Origin of the sequence: Ensifer sp. ENS02 (genome assembly GCF_014851885.1) — a bacterium.
Taxonomy (GTDB): Bacteria; Pseudomonadota; Alphaproteobacteria; order Rhizobiales; family Rhizobiaceae; genus Ensifer; species Ensifer adhaerens.
Map to the genome: position 1 here is coordinate 248234 of NZ_JACVAO010000009.1, position 18267 is coordinate 266500.

The 18267-nt window shown below is 61.5% G+C and carries 19 protein-coding genes and 3 tRNA genes; 14 read left to right on the forward strand and 8 right to left on the reverse strand.

What is annotated here, in order from left to right; genetic code table 11:
* Positions 1 to 169 precede the first annotated feature (169 nt).
* From IB262_RS20775 to IB262_RS20785, 3 genes are all read left to right on the forward strand, one after another.
* Positions 170 to 748 carry a cold-shock protein gene (locus IB262_RS20775; RefSeq protein ID WP_034790903.1) on the forward strand — a complete coding sequence of 193 codons (579 nt, stop codon included), beginning with the start codon at positions 170 to 172 and terminating at the stop codon, positions 746 to 748.
* The gene (locus IB262_RS20780; RefSeq protein ID WP_112771585.1) at positions 748 to 1233 is read left to right on the forward strand and encodes a DUF192 domain-containing protein; all 486 of its coding nucleotides are present in this window, start codon (positions 748 to 750) and stop codon (positions 1231 to 1233) included. The genes IB262_RS20775 and IB262_RS20780 overlap by 1 nt, the downstream gene beginning before the upstream one ends.
* A gap of 163 nt (positions 1234 to 1396) precedes the next feature.
* Positions 1397 to 2050, forward strand: coding sequence for an outer membrane protein (locus IB262_RS20785; RefSeq protein WP_112976455.1), 654 nt, complete (start codon positions 1397 to 1399; stop codon positions 2048 to 2050).
* Between the two features lie 65 nt (positions 2051 to 2115).
* Here the strand turns inward: IB262_RS20785 and IB262_RS20790 are convergent, their stop codons facing one another.
* From IB262_RS20790 to IB262_RS20800, 3 genes are all read right to left on the reverse strand, one after another.
* On the reverse strand, positions 2116 to 2745 hold the full coding sequence (locus tag IB262_RS20790) for a DUF1062 domain-containing protein (RefSeq protein WP_060582193.1): 630 nt from the start codon (positions 2743 to 2745) through the stop codon (positions 2116 to 2118).
* 500 nt (positions 2746 to 3245) lie between these two features.
* Positions 3246 to 4427: a GGDEF domain-containing protein gene (locus tag IB262_RS20795; protein ID WP_112976456.1), complete on the reverse strand. Its 1182-nt coding sequence runs from the start codon at positions 4425 to 4427 to the stop codon at positions 3246 to 3248.
* A 236-nt stretch (positions 4428 to 4663) separates the two neighbouring features.
* Positions 4664 to 4740: transfer RNA gene (locus IB262_RS20800), tRNA-Pro, on the reverse strand.
* A 225-nt stretch (positions 4741 to 4965) separates the two neighbouring features.
* Here IB262_RS20800 and IB262_RS20805 point away from each other — a divergent pair.
* Entirely contained in the window at positions 4966 to 5271 is a 306-nt protein-coding gene (locus tag IB262_RS20805; protein WP_034791376.1) for an ETC complex I subunit, read from the forward strand.
* A gap of 37 nt (positions 5272 to 5308) precedes the next feature.
* Positions 5309 to 5385: transfer RNA gene (locus IB262_RS20810), tRNA-Arg, on the forward strand.
* 513 nt (positions 5386 to 5898) lie between these two features.
* Here IB262_RS20810 and IB262_RS20815 read toward each other — a convergent pair.
* Complete coding sequence (locus IB262_RS20815) at positions 5899 to 6147, reverse strand: hypothetical protein (protein ID WP_162728817.1); 249 nt, start codon at positions 6145 to 6147, stop codon at positions 5899 to 5901.
* Between IB262_RS20815 and IB262_RS20820 the strand changes: the two genes are divergently transcribed.
* Positions 6077 to 7057, forward strand: coding sequence for a GlxA family transcriptional regulator (locus tag IB262_RS20820; RefSeq protein ID WP_089044651.1), 981 nt, complete (start codon positions 6077 to 6079; stop codon positions 7055 to 7057). The genes IB262_RS20815 and IB262_RS20820 overlap by 71 nt on opposite strands.
* Positions 7058 to 7274: 217 nt before the next feature.
* Here the strand turns inward: IB262_RS20820 and IB262_RS20825 are convergent, their stop codons facing one another.
* The 3 genes from IB262_RS20825 to IB262_RS20835 all read right to left on the reverse strand — a co-directional run bounded on the left by IB262_RS20825 (position 7275) and on the right by IB262_RS20835 (position 8246).
* Entirely contained in the window at positions 7275 to 7538 is a 264-nt protein-coding gene (locus tag IB262_RS20825; protein WP_043623603.1) for a hypothetical protein, read from the reverse strand.
* Positions 7539 to 7693: 155 nt separating this feature from the next.
* The gene (locus IB262_RS20830) at positions 7694 to 7948 is read right to left on the reverse strand and encodes a glycine zipper domain-containing protein (protein WP_034790944.1); all 255 of its coding nucleotides are present in this window, start codon (positions 7946 to 7948) and stop codon (positions 7694 to 7696) included.
* A gap of 222 nt (positions 7949 to 8170) precedes the next feature.
* Positions 8171 to 8246 (reverse strand) — tRNA-Lys (locus IB262_RS20835).
* A gap of 191 nt (positions 8247 to 8437) precedes the next feature.
* Here IB262_RS20835 and IB262_RS20840 point away from each other — a divergent pair.
* Both IB262_RS20840 and IB262_RS20845 read left to right on the forward strand, forming a co-directional pair.
* Positions 8438 to 9184, forward strand: a complete 747-nt coding sequence (locus tag IB262_RS20840; RefSeq protein ID WP_112975421.1) for a cytochrome c biogenesis CcdA family protein — start codon at positions 8438 to 8440, stop codon at positions 9182 to 9184.
* Positions 9185 to 9300: 116 nt separating this feature from the next.
* Complete coding sequence (locus IB262_RS20845; RefSeq protein WP_192357253.1) at positions 9301 to 10263, forward strand: AEC family transporter; 963 nt, start codon at positions 9301 to 9303, stop codon at positions 10261 to 10263.
* Here IB262_RS20845 and IB262_RS20850 read toward each other — a convergent pair.
* Entirely contained in the window at positions 10231 to 11442 is a 1212-nt protein-coding gene (locus IB262_RS20850) for a UbiH/UbiF family hydroxylase (protein WP_112975420.1), read from the reverse strand. The two genes, IB262_RS20845 and IB262_RS20850, sit on opposite strands and share 33 nt — an antisense overlap.
* A gap of 273 nt (positions 11443 to 11715) precedes the next feature.
* Here IB262_RS20850 and pcsA point away from each other — a divergent pair, with 273 nt between their 5' ends.
* From pcsA to IB262_RS20880, 6 genes are read left to right on the forward strand one after another with little or no spacing between them, the layout of a single operon-like run.
* On the forward strand, positions 11716 to 12441 hold the full coding sequence (gene pcsA / locus IB262_RS20855; RefSeq protein ID WP_034790952.1) for a phosphatidylcholine synthase: 726 nt from the start codon (positions 11716 to 11718) through the stop codon (positions 12439 to 12441).
* Positions 12442 to 12450: 9 nt separating this feature from the next.
* Positions 12451 to 13422, forward strand: a complete 972-nt coding sequence (locus IB262_RS20860) for a quinone oxidoreductase (protein ID WP_112975419.1) — start codon at positions 12451 to 12453, stop codon at positions 13420 to 13422.
* Positions 13423 to 13470: 48 nt separating this feature from the next.
* Complete coding sequence (locus IB262_RS20865; protein ID WP_112975418.1) at positions 13471 to 15045, forward strand: ABC transporter ATP-binding protein; 1575 nt, start codon at positions 13471 to 13473, stop codon at positions 15043 to 15045.
* On the forward strand, positions 15035 to 16123 hold the full coding sequence (locus IB262_RS20870; protein ID WP_112975417.1) for an ABC transporter permease: 1089 nt from the start codon (positions 15035 to 15037) through the stop codon (positions 16121 to 16123). Before IB262_RS20865 ends, IB262_RS20870 begins: the two co-directional genes overlap by 11 nt.
* Positions 16123 to 17043: an ABC transporter permease gene (locus tag IB262_RS20875; protein WP_060606392.1), complete on the forward strand. Its 921-nt coding sequence runs from the start codon at positions 16123 to 16125 to the stop codon at positions 17041 to 17043. The genes IB262_RS20870 and IB262_RS20875 overlap by 1 nt, the downstream gene beginning before the upstream one ends.
* 49 nt (positions 17044 to 17092) lie before the next feature.
* Complete coding sequence (locus IB262_RS20880) at positions 17093 to 18163, forward strand: BMP family ABC transporter substrate-binding protein (RefSeq protein WP_034791380.1); 1071 nt, start codon at positions 17093 to 17095, stop codon at positions 18161 to 18163.
* Positions 18164 to 18267 lie beyond the last annotated feature (104 nt).

Sequence of the window (18267 nt, forward strand, 5' to 3'; positions counted from 1 at the left end):
GCGTATACTGGTCCGTCAGCAAGCCAGAGGCAAGGCTGCGTCCCCATATTAGTTCTCGGCCAAAATATGCCGAGGGTCTTGCGTATCCGCGGCGGGACGATGTTATTCTGGTCAATAAGAATCAGTTAACCGTATCGGTAGTCGCGCGTAAACGAGGGGCTGGGAGAGAATGGCGGATAGGACATCTTCAAAAGACGTCATGCATGGTGACGACTTTGGCAGCGACGCTCTCGACCTCATCGAAATCACCGGCGTGATCAAGTGGTTCGACGTCGCCAAGGGCTTCGGCTTCATCGTTCCCGACAACGGCATGCAGGATGTGCTAGTGCACGTGACCTGCCTGCGCCGCGACGGCTACCAGACGGTTCTTGAGGGTGCGCGGGTCGTTGCTCTCATCCAGAAGCGGGACCGCGGTTACCAGGCGTTCCGTATCCTATCGATGGACCAGTCCACGGCGGTGCATCCGTCGCAGCTGCCGCCGGTCCGAACCCACGTGCAGGTAACGCCGACCAGCGGCCTTGAGCGCGTTCTCGTCAAGTGGTTTAACCGCACCAAGGGCTTCGGCTTCCTGACCCGCGGCGAGGGAACCGAAGATATCTTCGTCCATATGGAAACGCTCAGGCGTTTCGGCCTGACGGAACTGCGGCCAGGCCAGGTGGTGCTCGTCCGGTTCGGCGATGGCGAAAAGGGCCTGATGGCCGCTGAGATACATCCGGATGGACCGTCGCCGACGAGCCGGGCGCACTGATGGTCGCGGCTCGAAACCTTGTCGGAAAAAGCGCCTTCCTGGCGCTTTTTTTGTTGCTTGCCCTGACGGTATCGTCTTTCGCCGACGTTCAGTTCACAACGGACAAGATGCGCCTGGTCACCGCGGACAAGGCTGTGCACGAACTGACGGTCGAACTGGCCCTCGATCCGGCCCAGCGTGAGCAGGGCCTGATGTTTCGTACCTCCATGGCGCCGGATCACGGCATGCTGTTCGATTTTGGCGAGACACGCCGCGTGATGATGTGGATGAAGAACACCCATTTGTCGCTCGATATGCTGTTTATCGACAACAAGGGCGTTGTGCGCACGATCCATGAAGGCGCCGTGCCTTTTTCGGAAGCGATCATTGATTCGAGAGAACCGGTGGCTTTCGTGCTTGAGCTCAATGCCGGCGCGGTCAAGCGGCTGAATATCCGGCCCGGAGACCGGCTGGAAGGTGCCCGCATGCCGTCTTCGAAGCCGTAGACGTCGGGGCCAGTTCGCGGTCGGCCTTGTCCTTGCCCGATCATTTCCTAAATTATGTGTCTGAACCCCACGGGTTTCATGGTTGAGCTCATGGAGCCTTTCGGGCAGACTGCGCGTTAACGACTTGCTAATATTCTTCTGGCGACAACAGGAGGCATCCGTGATGATCCGGAGTGTGCTTGTTGCAATCATAGCGGCCTGCGCCGTTGCGCAAACAGCGATGGCAGCGGACTTGGCAGCCGATCTGAGCCAGCCGCCGGCACCGGTCGCGCAGCCATCTCCAGGATTCGTCTGGACCGGCGGTTATGTCGGCCTCCAGGGCGGCGGCGGGTGGCTCAATGGCGATTTCAGTGCGCCCGGCAGCAGCGCTTCAGAAGACTTCAATGGCGGATTGCTCGGCGCCTTTGCCGGTTTCAACTTTCAGCAGGGCGACTGGGTTTACGGCATCGAGGGTGACGTCAACTACAATTGGAACGACAAGACGTTCGACGTCGGCGGAACCTCGACCGAAGTTGGTACCGACGTTTCCGGCGCAATACGCGGCCGGGTCGGCTACCTGCTGAATGACAAGGCGCTGCTCTATGGCGCCGGCGGCTGGGCGGTGACCCGCGGCTTCGTCGATGTGCCCGGCGCATCGAAGGAAAAGGAAACCTTCAACGGTTGGACGATCGGTGCCGGTGTCGACTATTCGTTCACCGACAGCGTCTTCGGCCGCGCCGAGTACCGCTACAACGACTACGGCGACAAGGACTTCGGCGGCGTCAATGTCGATCTCGACCAGCACCAGTTCACCGTTGGTGTCGGCGTAAAGTTCTGACCAGCAACCATTGGCATCGCGGAGCGCGCCGGCATGCTGCCGGACGCTCCGCGGTATCCTTTCAACTACGGGCCGCCGCGGGCACGCCGGGCAATCTCGGCCCGGTCATCTTCCGCCGTAAGATCGAGGACGATGCGGCTGCCGTCTCTGATCGGGCGTTGCAGGGCCTTCCGCGACTCGGGCAGAAGCGTGAGTCGCCCTTTGGTTTCGAGCTTGCTCAGTCTGGCGCGTGAAAGCGCGAGTTCCGCCGATAGCAGGCGGTCGACGCGCAGGCTGCTTGCCTGGCGCACGACAAGGACAATCTCAAGCCGTGCGCAACCCGCACTCCCACCCAATACGTGCCGTTCCACGTTAGAATCGGCCAAATCCTCGATCCGGTCCGTGCATTGGCGAAGACCTTCGATGTCGAACGCCGCCTGGCGGACCCAGACAGGATCGTTGCTTTGAAGCGCTGCGAGCGCATCCGGGGCGACGCTGGCGACATTCCGCCGCTCGAAGATCGGGCGGTTCCAGGTGTCTTCGCAGACGGCGCAACGATAGATCAGCCAGGCGTCGAGCCGCCGCCCGTTGGCGTTCAACCGTGTCTTGCCGCTGCATACGAAGGGGCGGTGGCCGCCGCAGCGGCTGCAGGCAAGCCAGGGGCGGGGGGCGGATTGGGGTTCGATGGTCCACTGGACCGTCAATGTATGAGACATGTCGTCTGGTTCTTCCAATTGGAAGTCCATCGAGACGACGGTTTGAGTACCCGTTCCGGGGACGCGGCCTGGCAGCTGTTGGACGTGATGGTTCCGCCTGACGAAGTTACGTCGGGCTTGAGATCGGCAATGCCATTCCGGTCTCGAACCGCCACCTCAACGAACGCATGAAAATTCTATCCGACAGCTGGAGTGCTATCGGGCGTACGGGGTGAAACTAGCGAGACCGGATTTTACAAAGGCAAAGCGAAACTCCAGGAGAGCCAGCGCAATAATGGCTGCTTGAACGTCCTACACGCTTGGGCGGATGGCGAAAAGTGCAACGATGCCACAGGCTCGCGTCAAGGTGGCGTGCGATGGCGCGCTAGGCGAAATTTGGCCACAAGCGAATTCGGCGCATTGCGGTAAAATACGCCTTACACCTCCAATCTGAAGCGGATCGGAAATGCTTGGATCCGCTTCTCTTTTTTGAAGGTGGTCTGCGGCGAAGCATCGCCTGATTAGCCGGCGCGGTGAAGGCTCGCCGCAAGCGGCTTCGAATCGGCAAGCTCCGCATCGGACGCGACACGGTTACGCCCGCCTCGTTTGGCCGCGTAGAGCGCGGCATCTGCCCTATTGAACAATTCCTCCCAGGAACGCTCCGCGCCGCTGGCGGTGGCAAGCCCGATGCTGATGCTGACAGCTACGCTTTGCCCGTTGCTCACGACCCGCAGCTCTTCCACGGCGCGGCGCAGCGTCTCGGCGATTGCAAACGCCTGTGTCTCGCTTGTCAGCGGGAGATAGAGCCCGAATTCCTCGCCTCCGAGACGCGCGAAGTCGTCGCCCCTGCGCAGGTTCTTCCTGACCAGATCGGCGAAGGCGACGAGCACCTGATCACCCGTATGATGACCGTAGCGGTCGTTGATACGCTTGAAATGGTCCAGGTCCATGACGAGGAGGCAATCGCCCTGCCAGCTCGCCTGAGGCAGTTGCGCCAGGAACCAGCGCCGGTTGCCGACGCCGGTCAGCGCATCTGTATCGGCAGACCGGCGAAGCTCTGCTTCCGCCCGCTCCTTGACGAGCACGAGGGCGAAGAGCGCGATGGCGAAGTGGCAGATGATCGAGAGAAAGAAGGCGTAGGTCGTGGTGATCGGCACGATGCCGGGCTTGAGGAGGCCAATGACCACCGCGAGGCAAAGGCCGGCCCCGACGGCCATGGCGGCCGCCAGCATGGCGCGCGCCGGCAGCGGCTCCTTCGAGCGATCGGCGATGACGGCGACAGCCGAAGCCGCGAGGAAAAGAAAGGCGGCGGCGTTGAAAACGCTGGCCCTGACGACGTTGACGACATGGAAATCCGTGGCGAGACCGACGAGCGCGCCGGCAAGCGGCACAAGTAGCGCCAGCCAGTCCGCCAGACGGCGCCGGCCGCCGCTGAGGCGGCGCACGCCGATCCAGAACAGGGCATATCCGCCGATCCCGAGCGTGAAGCTGGAAAGCCTCCACAGAGTGGGCGGCAACAGCTTTTGCTCGCCATAGCCCGCGAGCGTCGAGGCGAGCGCCAGGAAGAGGAAGCCGCTCGCCAGGATACCAAGCCCTTCGTCCCGCGGCGATTGCCAGCGCGCATAGAGGAAGCAGAAGGCGCCGATCAGGAAAGACGACTTGTGAAGCAACAGAACGGTGGCAAGGTCGAGTTGGGCAGTCATTGGATCGCTCGGGCGGGCTTGGGGGCGCGCAGGGCACGAAAGCGCGCCGGTTCGCTCTATCCACAATGGATTTAGCGATTCCTAAATTCGTATGACAAATAGGCATTCTTGTCCCAACTCGGGACGATTCGATCGTTTGCCAACGCAATCGGGTGATCTACGGCGATGTTAGCCTGCAGATCTGCGATCACGAACAGATTGAAAAAAAAGGAGAATGACGCTTCCGCCTCAATGAATGGTCGGAGTGGAGAGATTCGAACTCCCGACCCTCTGGTCCCAAACCAGATGCGCTACCAGACTGCGCTACACTCCGTGCCAACGGCGCCGGAGATACACGCTTCGCAGCAGGGCTGCAACAGCAAAATTTCCCAATGCCTCATCTTAGACTGGGACAAACCCACAAGTTCGCTCATCTCCGACTGAAAGCCAAATTTATCCGGCCAAAAGTCATTCCGTTTTAAATCATTCTGCGTTATGGGAAGACGGAATGCTGGCGCCCGTGAATGTTGCCAGCGAAAGTATGGAGCCGTTCGAAACCATGTCCGCAAAGATCTATCGTCCAGCAAAGACCGCCATGCAGTCTGGCAAGGCCAAGACGAATCTGTGGGTGCTGGAGTTCGATCAGGAAAAGCCGCGCACCATCGACCCGATCATGGGCTACACAAGCTCCGGCGACATGAAGCAGCAGCTGCGGCTGACCTTCGAAAACGCCGAGCAGGCGATCGCATACGCCGAGCGAAACGGCATCGAATACCGCGTCATCGCGCCGAAGGAAGCGACCCGCAAGAGCGTGTCCTATCCGGACAACTTCCGTTTCAACCGGATGCAGCCCTGGACCCACTAAGGTCCTTCAGCCGCATTCGACGGGCACAGCCCGGGACGGCCCCTTAGCTCAGTTGGATAGAGCACCTGCCTTCTAAGCAGGTTGTCGCAGGTTCGAATCCTGCAGGGGTCGCCAATAATTTCAAGAACTTAGCAGCTGTTTTGGGGCTTGAAAGAAGCTCGATTACAGCTTCCCTTTGCCGATAGCAGAATTCGTCGGCCAGGTGATCTCTCCATCCGCGAAACGGCGCCGTCGCTGGCCCATTGTCTCCCGGTAGATCTGTTCGTCCGCCATGAGCGGCAGATCTCTAGTACGCCACCACGCGGCGGATAAGTCCGGCGATTCGCGCCGCACCACTAGAGGAAAGCTACGCTCGTTTCCGGAAGCAGGAAAGAAGCGCGGTAACAGGCTTGAACAAGAGCCTGTGGCCCTTGGTGAACATGCGGCCCGGACGATGGATCGTCAGTGCGTAGAGATACGAGCGCTTTCCTTGCAGGTAGGACCGGAATTTCCGGATCATCTGGCGCCGGGCATCGTTCTCCTGGATTCGACTCTTCCGTGATCGGGGGGCGGATCGTTGCAGAGCAGATGGAGCGCAACCGTGTCGCTGACCATCGGAAGTGTAAATGCCCGTGCGCTGAAATCGCTTCATAAAAAAACGGGCCGGCGGATGGTTTCCGACCGGCCCGTTCCGGCAAAAGGCGGAAAGGGGAACGTCTCTGCGCGGGGCTGCAGCGCCGCGCGTAGGGAGATCGATACGGTCTGATAATGCCCGAAAGGCAGCATTGGAATTGACATTTCCCGCTTGAAATTTGACATTTCCCGCATGCCTTCCGATGGACGTCTACAATCTGTGATCGAAGTTTCCGTCGTTATCCTGCCGGAGTCGTCGATCATGTCGCTTGCCTCCGTGCTGGACCCGATGCGCGCCGCAAACCGTATCTCGGGGCGCGAGGTGTTTCGTTGGCGGCTGCTCTCGGCCGATGGCAAGCCGGTGGTCCTGACCTGCGGCGTGCCGATTGCGGTCGAGGGCACGCTTCGCCCGCCGCTTGCCGGCGACGCGCTGCTGGTGATCGGCGGCTTCAACCTTGATCGTCACGCCGGCAAGAAATTCATCGGTGCATTGCAGGAGTGCTCGCGCCATTTCGATATCGTCGCCGGCATCGAATCGGGCTGCTGGTTGCTCGGCCGCAGCGGTCTGCTCAATGGCCGCAAGGCGACAGCGCATTGGGAGGAGCTTGAGGATTTCAGCCAGGCCTTTCCGGAGTTGACGGTGCTTGGCGACCGGTTCGTCATCGACGGCAAGTTCTGGACCTCGGGCGGCGCTTCGCCGACCTTCGACATGATGCTGCACTGGATCACCCAGCGGCTGGGGTCTGCACTGGCGCTCGATGTCGCCAGCATCTTCGTCTACGACCAGACGCATAGTGCAGCCGACGTGCAGCCCTATGTTTCGCTCGGGAGGATCGAGACGCGCGACCCGAAGCTCGCCGAGGCCATCCGCCTGATGGAACGCACGCTGGAGCGTCCCTTGACGATCGCCGCGTTGACGAAGCGGCTGTCGATCTCGCAGCGCAAGCTGGAGTTGCTGTTTGCGCGCGGACTATCGACGAGTCCCGGCGCCTATTACCTACGCCTGCGTCTTCAGTTCGCCCATCGGCTGGTGCGCGACTCCGCTAGCCCGATCCGCGAGATTGCCCTTCGATGCGGTTTCGACAGCCTGTCTGCATTTTCGCGCGCCTATAGCCGCGAGTATGGAATGAGCCCGCTGAAGATGCGACTGGCCCGCAGAGGAGCGGAAGCATAGGCAGCGCCGTCAGGCACGCGACTATTGGGAAGGCCGGGGTGAGGGGCCCGCGAATTGCTCACGGCATCGCCGATCCGGATTGTTCGCGTGTTTTGAGGCAACCGCGCAGACAGCACCCGCTGATGCGTCCCCATCATGCATGGAGTGCGACGTCGTTCCGCACGCCCGGCGTCGCCGGGCCGAATCCGGCCGGGCGCAGTCGCGGGGTCATTATGCCCTAGTGAACCGTTTGTGGCGGCTCGTCGGTAAAGGCTTGGATGCCGTCGCGCTGGACCGTGGCGATAAACTCCTCGAAAGCTTCCCTGTCGGTCGGGAAGGGCTCCTCCCATGTCGTAGAGAAGCCCTCTTCGTCGATGACCTCGAGGGTCCAGTCGCGATTCGTGCCGGCCTCCCGGTAGATCCGCAATTCCACGACGACGCCATCGTCACTGAATTGGCCGGAAAATTCCGAAAACTCGTAGTTCTGTTCTTCGTCAGTCATGTCTGAAGTGTAACACGCTTGCTTGAGGACGTCCTGCCATGTTCGGCCTCGACGATATTGCTCGCAGCTTCAGCCGGGCACACAGGCGCATTCACCGGCCTCCGCGAAGGTTTGGACCGGGGATGCGCCTGTCACCTTGGCGAATGGTCTTGCTGTTACCGGCAGCGGGCTTCGTAGCGGCGGCCATAGCGGTCGCGATAGATGCAATAGCCCTGGCGCTCCTGGGAGCGTCCGATCAGGTTGCCGATAACGCCACCGGCGACCGCACCGATTGCCGCGCCGCCCCAACTGTCGCTGACCGCGCCACCAATGATCGCACCGGTGCCGGCGCCGATCGCCGTGCCTTTCTCGGTCTGCGTGCAGGAAGCAAGCGTACCAATCATCAAAACCGCAATGACAAGCTTTCTCATGCCTTCACCCCTTTGCTCGATACCAAACTGGGCAGTTCACCGCCTTGCATCCTCAGCGTGAGCCTCAGCATCTACTCAACGCTTCGAATTGTCGATAGCACGGAATGCAACAAGCGAAGATACGGCGCAGTTCGCTCCAAAAAATGTAGAGAATGGGCTCGCATCACGATGCATTTGATGTCCTAGGGCACCAGCAAGCAATTGATTTCAATGGGGTTTGCGTGGTGAGCGCGCAGGGATTCGAACCCTGGACCTACTGATTAAAAGTCAGTTGCTCTACCGGCTGAGCTACGCGCTCCCTGGCCGCGGCGGTGAAGCCCGGCGGAAGTGGCCGGACATATGCACGCGTGTTTCCCCCCGGTCAACCGAAAAATTGCGGGTTTTGTGAAGAAACGGTGCATGGCGCAATGATCGCCAAAAGGTGATTGGTATCATCATGATCCTGCGGCTAAGGAATGGCCCAAATGCCGCGTGCCGGAGTTCTTGCCGTTGTCGATCGCCGATATTTCCATCTGGACCGCCGTCCTTGCCGGCGCCCTTTCGTTCCTTTCTCCCTGCGTTCTGCCGCTCGTACCGCCCTATCTCTGCTATATGGCGGGCGTCTCGGTCGATCAGTTCCGCAGCGGTGATGCGGCGACCATCGGCAGCACGCGACGCGCTGTCTTGCCGGCAGCCCTGTTGTTCACGCTCGGTTTTGCCACCGTCTTCGTGGCGCTCGGGGCGGGGGCCTCGTCGATCGGCATGCTGCTTCGGCAGCATATGGACCTGCTGTCGCGCGTCGGCGGCGTGATCATCATCATCATGGGCCTGCATTTCCTTGGCGTGTTCAAGGTCGGGCTGCTCGCGCGGGAAGCGCGATTCCAGGGCGGCGGCAAGCCGGCGACGCTCTCGGGCGCCTACATTATGGGTCTTGCCTTTGCCTTCGGCTGGACGCCCTGCATCGGCCCGGTACTCGGCACGATCCTCGGCGTTGCTGCCGCACGTGACACCGTGTCCGACGGCGCAATGCTGCTGGCGATCTATTCACTGGGCCTTGCCGTGCCGTTCTGGATCGCGGCTGCGTTTTCCGGCTCTTTCATGCGCTTCCTCTTCCGCTTCCGTCGCCATCTCGGTCTGATCGAAAAGCTGATGGGCGGCCTTCTGGTGCTGGCGGGCCTGGCTTTTCTCTTCGGCTTCATCAGTTCCGTCGCCATCTGGTTCCAGACGACCTTCCCGATCCTGATGAAAATCGGCTAGGGCATACCCTCGTATTTTAGAATCACTTTTCGGCTTAACCGGCCTAATCGTCAGGCCGGTTCGTGCGCTAGGCGTGCGGGCGTCGGCGCGGGAAGGTGAAGGATGCGAGGGACAAGATGACGGAAATCGCGGGCCTGGTGCTGCCGTTCTTCGGCCTGATCTTCCTCGGCTATCTGACGGCGCGCTTCGTCCACCATCCGGGCGAGGCGATGGGGTGGCTGAACACCTTCATCATCTACCTCGCGCTGCCGGCGCTGTTCTTCAAGCTCGTCTCGCGCACGCCGATAGAACAGCTGGCGCGTGCCGACTTCATCCTGACCACCGTCGGGGCGACCTACATAGTCTTTTCGCTGATCTTCCTCATCGGGGTCTATATCAGGCGACACTCCATTGCCGAGGCGACGATCCAGGGTTTTGGCGCTGCTTATGGCAATATCGGCTACATGGGGCCTGGCCTTGCGCTCCTGGCGTTGGGCGATGCCGCTGCCGTACCGGTGGCGCTGATCTTCAGCTTCGAAAACGCCGCGCATTTCGCGGTCGCACCGGCGATGATGGCGATATCAGGCGGCCGGCAGGAAAAGCCGCTGGCGCTTGCAGCCAGCGTCGCGCGCAAGATCATTCTGCACCCGTTCATCCTGGCCACACTTGCCGGTGTGGTCGCCGCCTTCTTCGCCGTGCAGCCGCCAGTTCCGGTTCAGCGGCTGATCGATTATCTCGCCCAGTGTGCGGCGCCCTGCGCGCTCTTTGCCATGGGGGTGACGCTGGCGCTACGCCCAATCAAGCGCATTCCCGTCGAGATCGGCTACATCGTCCCGGCGAAGCTGCTGTTGCACCCGCTCGTGATGTTCACGGCAATGAGCCTGACGGGGAATTATGATCCGGTCTGGGTGCAGACGGCGGTACTGCTCGCAGCGCTTCCGACGGCGACGAACGTCTTCGTTATCGGCCATCAATATGGTGTGTGGCAGGAGCGAGCCTCGGCCACGATCCTCATCACGACGACACTGTCGGTCGCAACGGTGACCGGCCTGCTTTACCTGATCCGTTCAGGCGCTCTTCCGCCCGATCTTTTCCCTTAAGCCTTCCTTGAAGGCATTGAGCGCGCTGCCGGGGTGCACGCCTTCGCGCATCAGGAGGCTGCGGAGCGGCCCAACGGCGGAAAGCACGTGCAGCCCCAGTGCGCGCAGCGCCTGCACTGGCAGGAAGCCGGAGAGCAGCGAGCGGTTGAGCAGATCCACACTTGCCGTGCGGCTGATGATGTCCGGCCGGCGGCGGCTGTCGAAGCGGTCACCGATATCGCCGGCAAGCGGCTCGCCGCTGGATACGCCGATGATATCGACGAGCGTCATCACATCGCGAAGGCTAAGGTTGAGCCCCTGAGCGCCGATCGGCGGGAAGGCGTGCGCTGCTTCGCCAAGAAGCACGACGCGGCCCTTGCCGAAGCGCTGGGCGGTCATGCCCGAGAGCGGGAAGGATTGCGGCGTGCCCTCGACGGTTACCTTGCCGAGGATCGATTGCATCCGGTCTTCGACGGCGCGGGAGAGTGCCGCAAGATCCAGCGTCAGCGTTTGTGCGGCATCCTCGGGTTTGCGGACCCAGACCAGGCTGGAGCGGTTGCCCGGCAGGGGCACTTGCGTGAAGGGACCGCTTTCGGTGTGGAATTCGGTCGAGATGTTCTGGTGCGGCAGCTCGTGCGCAAAGTTCAAGACGACCGCCGTCTGCGGATAAGACCAGGTGCTGACGGAGATCTTCGCCGCTTCGCGCACCGGCGACCGACGACCATCGGCGCCGACGAGGAGATAGGCGCTGCATTGGCTGCCGTTTGAAAGCTCGATCGTTGCGACAGCGTCCGAAAGTTCAAAGCCGATCGCCGACGTGGTGATGCGTGTCAGCGTCGGGCTCTCTTCGGCGCGGTGGCAGAGAATATCGATGAAGGGCGCATTGGGGATATTGTAGCCGAAGGCGTCGAGCCCGACTTCCGAGGCACGGAAGTTGACCGGTGGCGCCCGCAGCAACCGGTTGGTGCCGTCGAGGATACGCATGGTCGAAAGCGGAGCCGTCAGCGGCTCGACCTTTTCCCAAAGGTTGAGCGTCTTCAGATACTCGATCGATTGGTCCATCAGCGCGGTGGTGCGTCCGTCGGCAACCGCCGGCTCCGGTCCGATCAAGGCCACGCGGTAGCCCGCATCGGCAAGCGCGATGGCCGCAAGCGATCCGGCAAGGCCCGCACCGATAATGGCGATGTCGAAGTGGTCCATGATGCAAAAGCCCTTTCGCGCAAGCTGTGAGGCGTCTTGGCCCAGCCTCGATCATACCTCTAGTCGCCGGCGCATGCGAAATAAATGGGTAGAATCAGCGCAGAAGCAATTTGCAGGTGTCCACAGGACAATGGGGCGAGGGGAGGCTGTAATACTTGAATTTTAGTGGCGATGCGTTGCAAAGGGTGCATATTACGGGCAACGCGCCGCACAGCGGTCGAGGCGGGTCAAGGCCCGCACGGGGAAAACAGCAGGGGTGGGCGGCGTCCGCAGATGAAGTTCTTTAACTATAGACGAGTTCCCTACGCCGAGATTCGCGCCTTTTCCGTGCATATCTTGACCGCCTCGGGGTCGTTTCTCGCCTTCCTGGGTGTCGTGGCTGCGGCCGAGCATCGCTTCGTCGACATGTTCTGGTGGCTGGGGCTGGCGCTGCTCGTCGACGGCATCGACGGCCCGATCGCCCGCAAGGTGCGCGTCAAGGAAGTGCTGCCCAACTGGTCTGGCGATACGCTCGACAACGTCATCGACTATGTGACCTATGTGCTGTTGCCTGCCTTTGCGCTCTACCAGAGCGGCATGATCGGCGAGCCCTGGTCCTTCGTGGCGGCCGGCGCGATCGTGGTTTCGAGCGCGATCTACTATGCCGATATGGGCATGAAGACGGACGAATACTTTTTCTCCGGTTTCCCCGTCGTCTGGAACATGGTCGTCTTCACATTGTTCGTCATTCAGGCGAGCGAGCTGACCGCGTCGATCGTCGTTTTCGTGTCGGTGGTCTTGACCTTCCTGCCGATCAACTTCCTTCATCCGGTTCGCGTCCAGCGCTTGCGACCGCTGAACCTCGGCATCTTCCTCTTGTGGTCGGCGCTCGGCATCTATGCGCTGCTCCTGCATTTTGCGACGCCGGCATGGGTCGTGACCGGCTTCGTCGTCACAGGCATCTATCTCTACGTGATTGGCTTCGTGCTGCAGATTTTCCCAAGTCTCGGCCGGAAATAGGAGCAGGCAATGGCACAGGCGATTGTGGTACGCGAACTCGGAGGACCAGAGGTCCTGAAGCTCGAAGGCGTGACACTCTCGCCGCCGGGGCCGGGTGAGGTACAGATCCGGCAGGTGGCCGTCGGCCTCAATTTCATTGACGTCTACTTCCGCACCGGCCTCTACAAATCGGCTTTGCCCTTCGTGCCGGGCAAGGAAGGTGCCGGCATCGTCACTGCGGTTGGCGACGGAGTCAGCCTGTTTTCCGTCGGCGATCGCGTCGCCTATGCCTCGGCCGATGGTGCCTATGCGAGCGAGCGCAACGTCGATGCTGCGCAGTTGGTGAAGGTGCCCGACGGCATCAGCCTCGAGACTGCGGCTGCGATGATGTTGAAAGGCATGACGGCACAATACTTGCTCAACCAGACCTATCAGGTCGGTCCGGGCACGACGATTCTCTTCCATGCCGCAGCAGGCGGCGTCGGGCTGATTGCCGGCCAATGGGCGAAGGCGCTTGGCGCGACCGTCATTGGCACAGCGGGCTCGCAGGACAAGATGGATCTGGCGCTGGCGCATGGCTACGACCACGTGATCAACTACCGCAGCGACAATTTCGTCGCGCGGGTCAAGGAATTGACCGACGGCCGGGGCGTTGATGTCGTCTACGATTCCGTCGGGCGCGACACCTATCCGGCGTCGCTGGATTGCATCAAGCCGCGCGGCCTCTGGGTCAGCTTCGGCAATTCGTCCGGTCCAGTGGAGGCTTTTAGCATCGGCATCCTGGCGCAGAAGGGGTCGCTTTTTGCGACGCGTCCGACACTCTTTGGTTACGTTGCCACGCGGCCTGCGCTGGAAGCGTGTGCAAATTCCCTGTTTGATATTGTGCAAGGCAACAAAGTGCGTATCAATATAAATCAGACTTATCCGCTGGCCGATGCGGGGCGAGCGCATACGGATCTCGAGACAAGAAAAACAAGTGGAACAACACTGCTGATTCCGTGATCGAAGCCTTAAGGCGGACGCGGATCAACAGAGGGGAAAGAGGGCAGCGTGCCTGTTGAGGGAGTAGCGGCGAACGGTCATCTATTGGCTGTGAGCAACCTGACGAAATTGTTTGGCAGCTTCGCGGCCTGCAATGGGATCAATCTGCAAATTGAACCGGGCGAAGTTCACGCCCTTCTCGGCGAAAACGGCGCCGGAAAATCGACCTTGGTGAAGATGCTGTTCGGCGTATTGGCGCCGACGGCAGGCGAGATCCTCTGGCAGGGCCAGAGCGTGCGCATCGCCAATCCCGCGGCTGCGCGCAAGCTCGGCATCGGTATGGTTTTCCAGCATTTTTCGCTGTTCGAGGCGCTGACGGTCGCCGAGAACATCGCGCTTTCCATGGATGCGAACATCTCGCTGGCGAGGGTGGCGGAAGAGGCGTCGCGCCTGTCGCATGCCTACGGACTGCCGCTCGACCCCAAGGCGCATGTGGCAGATCTCTCGGTCGGCGAGCGCCAGCGCATCGAGATCGTGCGCGCGCTCTTGCAGAACCCGCGCCTCATCATCCTCGACGAGCCGACCTCGGTGCTGACGCCGCAGGAAGCCGACCGCCTGTTCGAAACGCTCTACAAGTTGAAGGCGGAGGGGCGCTCGGTTCTCTATATCAGCCACCGGCTCGAAGAGGTGCAGCGCATCTGCGACCGCGCCACGGTGTTGCGTCACGGCAAGGTAACGGGAGCCTGTGATCCGAAGGCGGAAACCCCGTCGTCGCTGGCGCGCATGATGGTTGGCGGTGACGTCGCGGCGGTGACGGCCGAAGGCACCAGCGCCAAGGGCCAGGTGCATCTGGAAGCGCGGCACTTGACCGTGCCGGCTCGCACGCCCTTTGCCGTTTCGCTGAAGAACATCTGTCTCAAGGTGCATGCCGGCGAGGTGCTGGCGATTGCCGGTGTTGCCGGCAATGGCCAGGGCGAACTGTTCGATGCGCTCTCGGGCGAGTACCCGGTTGCCGACGATAATGCGGTGCAGATCCGCCAGAAGCCGGTCGGCAACCGCAACATCAATGCGCGCCGCCTGATGGGCGCGGGCTTCGTTCCCGAGGAACGCCACGGCCATGCCGCGGTATCGGCGTTGCCGCTTTCGGACAATCTCGTGCTTGCCCGCAGCCGTTCGGACGCCAAGGCGTTTCTCGGCGGCGGCTTCCTCAAGATCATCCGTCGCGATGCGGTGACGAGCGCCACGAAGCGCATCTCCGAGGCGATGGACGTGCGCAAGAGTGGTGAGGATCCACCGGCCGGCTCGCTTTCCGGCGGCAACCTGCAGAAGTTCATCGTCGGGCGTGAGCTCGACCGTCAGCCGAGCGTGCTCGTCGTCAATCAGCCCACCTGGGGCGTCGATGCGGGTGCTGCGAGCCGCATCCGCCAGGCGCTCGTCGATCTCGCCAAGGCCGGCTCTGCCGTGCTCGTCATCAGCCAGGACCTCGACGAAATCTTCGAAGTGGCGACGGAGATCGCTGTCATCAGCGACGGAAAGCTATCCGATCCCTATCCGGCAAAAGAGCTTTCGCGCGAAAAGATCGGCCTGCTGATGGGCGGCATGTACGGCAAGACGGAAGGCACGGAGGCCGCACATGCGCATTGAACTGGAAAAACGCGCCAAGGTCTCGACGCTGTTTTCGATCCTGTCGCCGTTCATCGCCTTCCTGCTGACGATCGTCTTCGGCGGCATCATGTTCGCGCTGCTCGGCAAGAACCCGGTCATGGCGCTCTACAGTTTCTTCGTCGAGCCGTTGAGCGAGGTCTGGTCGCTGCACGAGTTGGCGATCAAGGCAGCGCCCCTGATCCTGATTGCCGTTGGGCTTTCGGTCTGCTTCCGCTCCAACAACTGGAACATCGGCGCCGAGGGCCAGTTCATCATGGGCGCGATTGCCGGCTCGATCCTGCCGGTGGTGTTTTATGACTGGCAGTCGCCGCTGGTGCTGCCGCTGATGATGCTGATGGGCATGCTCGGTGGTGCGCTGTTTGCCGCCATTCCCGCCTTTCTCAAGGCGCATATGAACACCAACGAGATCCTGACGAGCCTGATGCTGGTCTATGTCGCCCAGCTCTTTCTCGACTGGCTGGTGCGTGGACCCTGGCGCAATCCGGGCGGCATGAATTTTCCGGAGACGCGCACCTTCGCCGTTGATGCGATCCTGCCGGAAATGCTTGCCTCGGGGCGCACCCACTGGGGCTTCGCCTTCGCCATCATTGCCGCGATCCTCGTCTGGTTCATGATGCGTTACACGCTGAAGGGCTTCGAGATTTCCGTGCTTGGCCAATCGGAGCGGGCAGGGCGCTTTGCCGGTTTCTCCTCGCGCAAGATGATCTGGTTCTCAATGCTGCTTTCGGGCGCCTTTGCTGGTCTGGCCGGCATCTCCGAAGTCAGTGGCGCGATCCAGCAGCTGCGCCCGGTCATCTCGCCCGGTTACGGCTTCACCGCCATTATCGTTGCGTTCCTCGGCCGCCTCAATCCGCTTGGCATCGTCGCCGCCGGCCTGGTGCTGGCGCTCACCTATCTCGGCGGTGAGGCGGCGCAGCTGTCGATCGGTGTTTCCGAGAAGGTGACGCGCGTCTTCCAGGGTCTCCTGCTCTTCTTCGTGCTCTCCTGTGACACGCTCATCCACTATCGCATCAAGCTGGTCTTCGACCGGTTGACCAATAGCGAGGGGAGCCGCTGATGGGTATCGTCGAAGCGATTCTTCTGAGCGTCATCACTGCCGCGACGCCCCTGGTGTTGGCCGCGATCGGCGAACTGGTGACCGAACGGTCCGGCGTGCTGAACCTCGGCGTCGAGGGCATGATGATCATGGGGGCGGTCTCCGCCTTCGCGATTACCCAGATTACCGGTTCGCCCTATCTGGGCATGCTTGCCGGCATCGCCTGCGGCGCACTGTTCTCGCAGCTCTTTGCCTTCCTCACGCTGAGCCTGGTGGCAAACCAGGTGGCGACGGGCCTGGCTTTGACTCTGCTCGGCATCGGCGTCTCCGGCATGATGGGCGAGAGTTTCCTCGGCATGCAGGGCGTCAAGCTGCAGCCGATCGCGATACCGCTTCTCGCGGATATCCCCTATGTCGGGCCGCTGCTCTTTCGGCAGGATATCATTTTCTATCTTTCGATCGCGATCGTCGCGGGCGTGCATTGGTTCCTGTTCAAGAGCCGTGCTGGCCTCAAGCTTCGCGCCGTCGGCGATAGCCACGCCTCCGCGCACGCGCTTGGCGTCAACGTCATTCGCACCCGCTATCTGGCCGTGATGTTCGGCGGCGCCTGTGCCGGGCTTGCCGGCGCGCAGCTGTCGCTCGTCTACACGCCGCAATGGGTGGAAAACATGTCGGCCGGTCGCGGCTGGATCGCACTGGCGCTGGTGGTCTTTTCGTCCTGGCGCCCCTGGCGGCTGGTGGCCGGTGGCTATCTCTTCGGTGCCGTATCGATCAGCCAGTTGCATGCGCAGGCCTTCGGCCTCGGCATTCCCTCGCAGCTCCTTTCGTCGCTCCCATATGTCGCGACGATCGTCGTCCTCATTCTCATTTCGCATAACCGGCGCATGACCCTGATCAATACGCCGGCATCGCTCGGCAAACCGTTTGTGCCGGACCGATGATTGCAAGCATTTCATACTGACGTTTCTCAAACCGACAGAGGTCAAGAAAATGAAAAAACTACTGCTCGTTCTCGCAAGCTCCGCGGCAGCGATCGGCTTTGCCACCGGTGCAAGCGCCCAGGAGAAGGCCAAGGTCTGCTTCGTCTACGTCGGTGCCAAGACCGACGGCGGCTGGACCCAGGCGCACGACATCGGCCGCCAGGAGCTGGAAAAGGCGCTCGGCGACAAGATCGAGACGCAGTATCTCGAAAGCGTGCCGGAAGGCCCGGATGCCGAGCGCGCGATCGAGCGTCTCGCACGCTCGGGCTGCGGCCTGATCTTCACGACGTCCTTCGGCTTCATGGACGCGACGATCAAGATCGCGCAGAAGTTCCCGGACGTGAAGTTCGAGCATGCGACCGGCTACAAGACCGCGCCGAACGTCGCGACCTACAACAGCCGCTTCTATGAAGGCCGCTACATCCAGGGCGTGATCGCCGCCAAGATGTCGCAAAAGGGCGTCGCCGGCTACATCGCCTCCTTCCCGATCCCGGAAGTGGTGATGGGCATCAACTCCTTCATCATCGGCGCGCGCTCGGTCAACCCGGACTTCAAGATCAAGGTCGTTTGGGCAAACACCTGGTTCGACCCCGGCAAGGAAGCCGATGCTGCCAAGGCATTGGTCGACCAGGGCGTCGATATCCTGACGCAGCACACCGACACGACGGCACCGATGCAGGTTGCCGCCGAGCGTGGCATCAAGGCCTTCGGCCAGGCCTCCGACATGATCAAGGCCGGCCCGGAAACGCAGCTGACGGCGATCGTCGATACCTGGGGCGCCTACTACATCAAGCGCACGCAGGCCTTCCTCGATGGCAAGTGGGAAACGACTTCGAGCTGGGACGGCCTGAAGGACGGCATTTTGACGATGGCGCCCTACACCAACATGCCTGACGACGTGAAGAAGCTCGCTGAGGACGCCGAAGCCAAGATCAAGTCGGGCGAACTGAAGCCCTTCACCGGCCCGCTGAAGAAGCAGGACGGCAGCGAGTGGCTTGCTGCAGGGGCGACGTCTGACGACGGCACGCTGCTTGGCATGAACTTCTACGTCGAAGGCGTCGACGATCAGCTGCCGAAGTAAGCAAGAGCCTACGAAGCAGAATGCAAACCCCGCCATTTCGGCGGGGTTTGTCGTTTGGAAAACGCGTAAGGGTTGTTTCATCGTTCGGCGGTGCGCGGTTTACG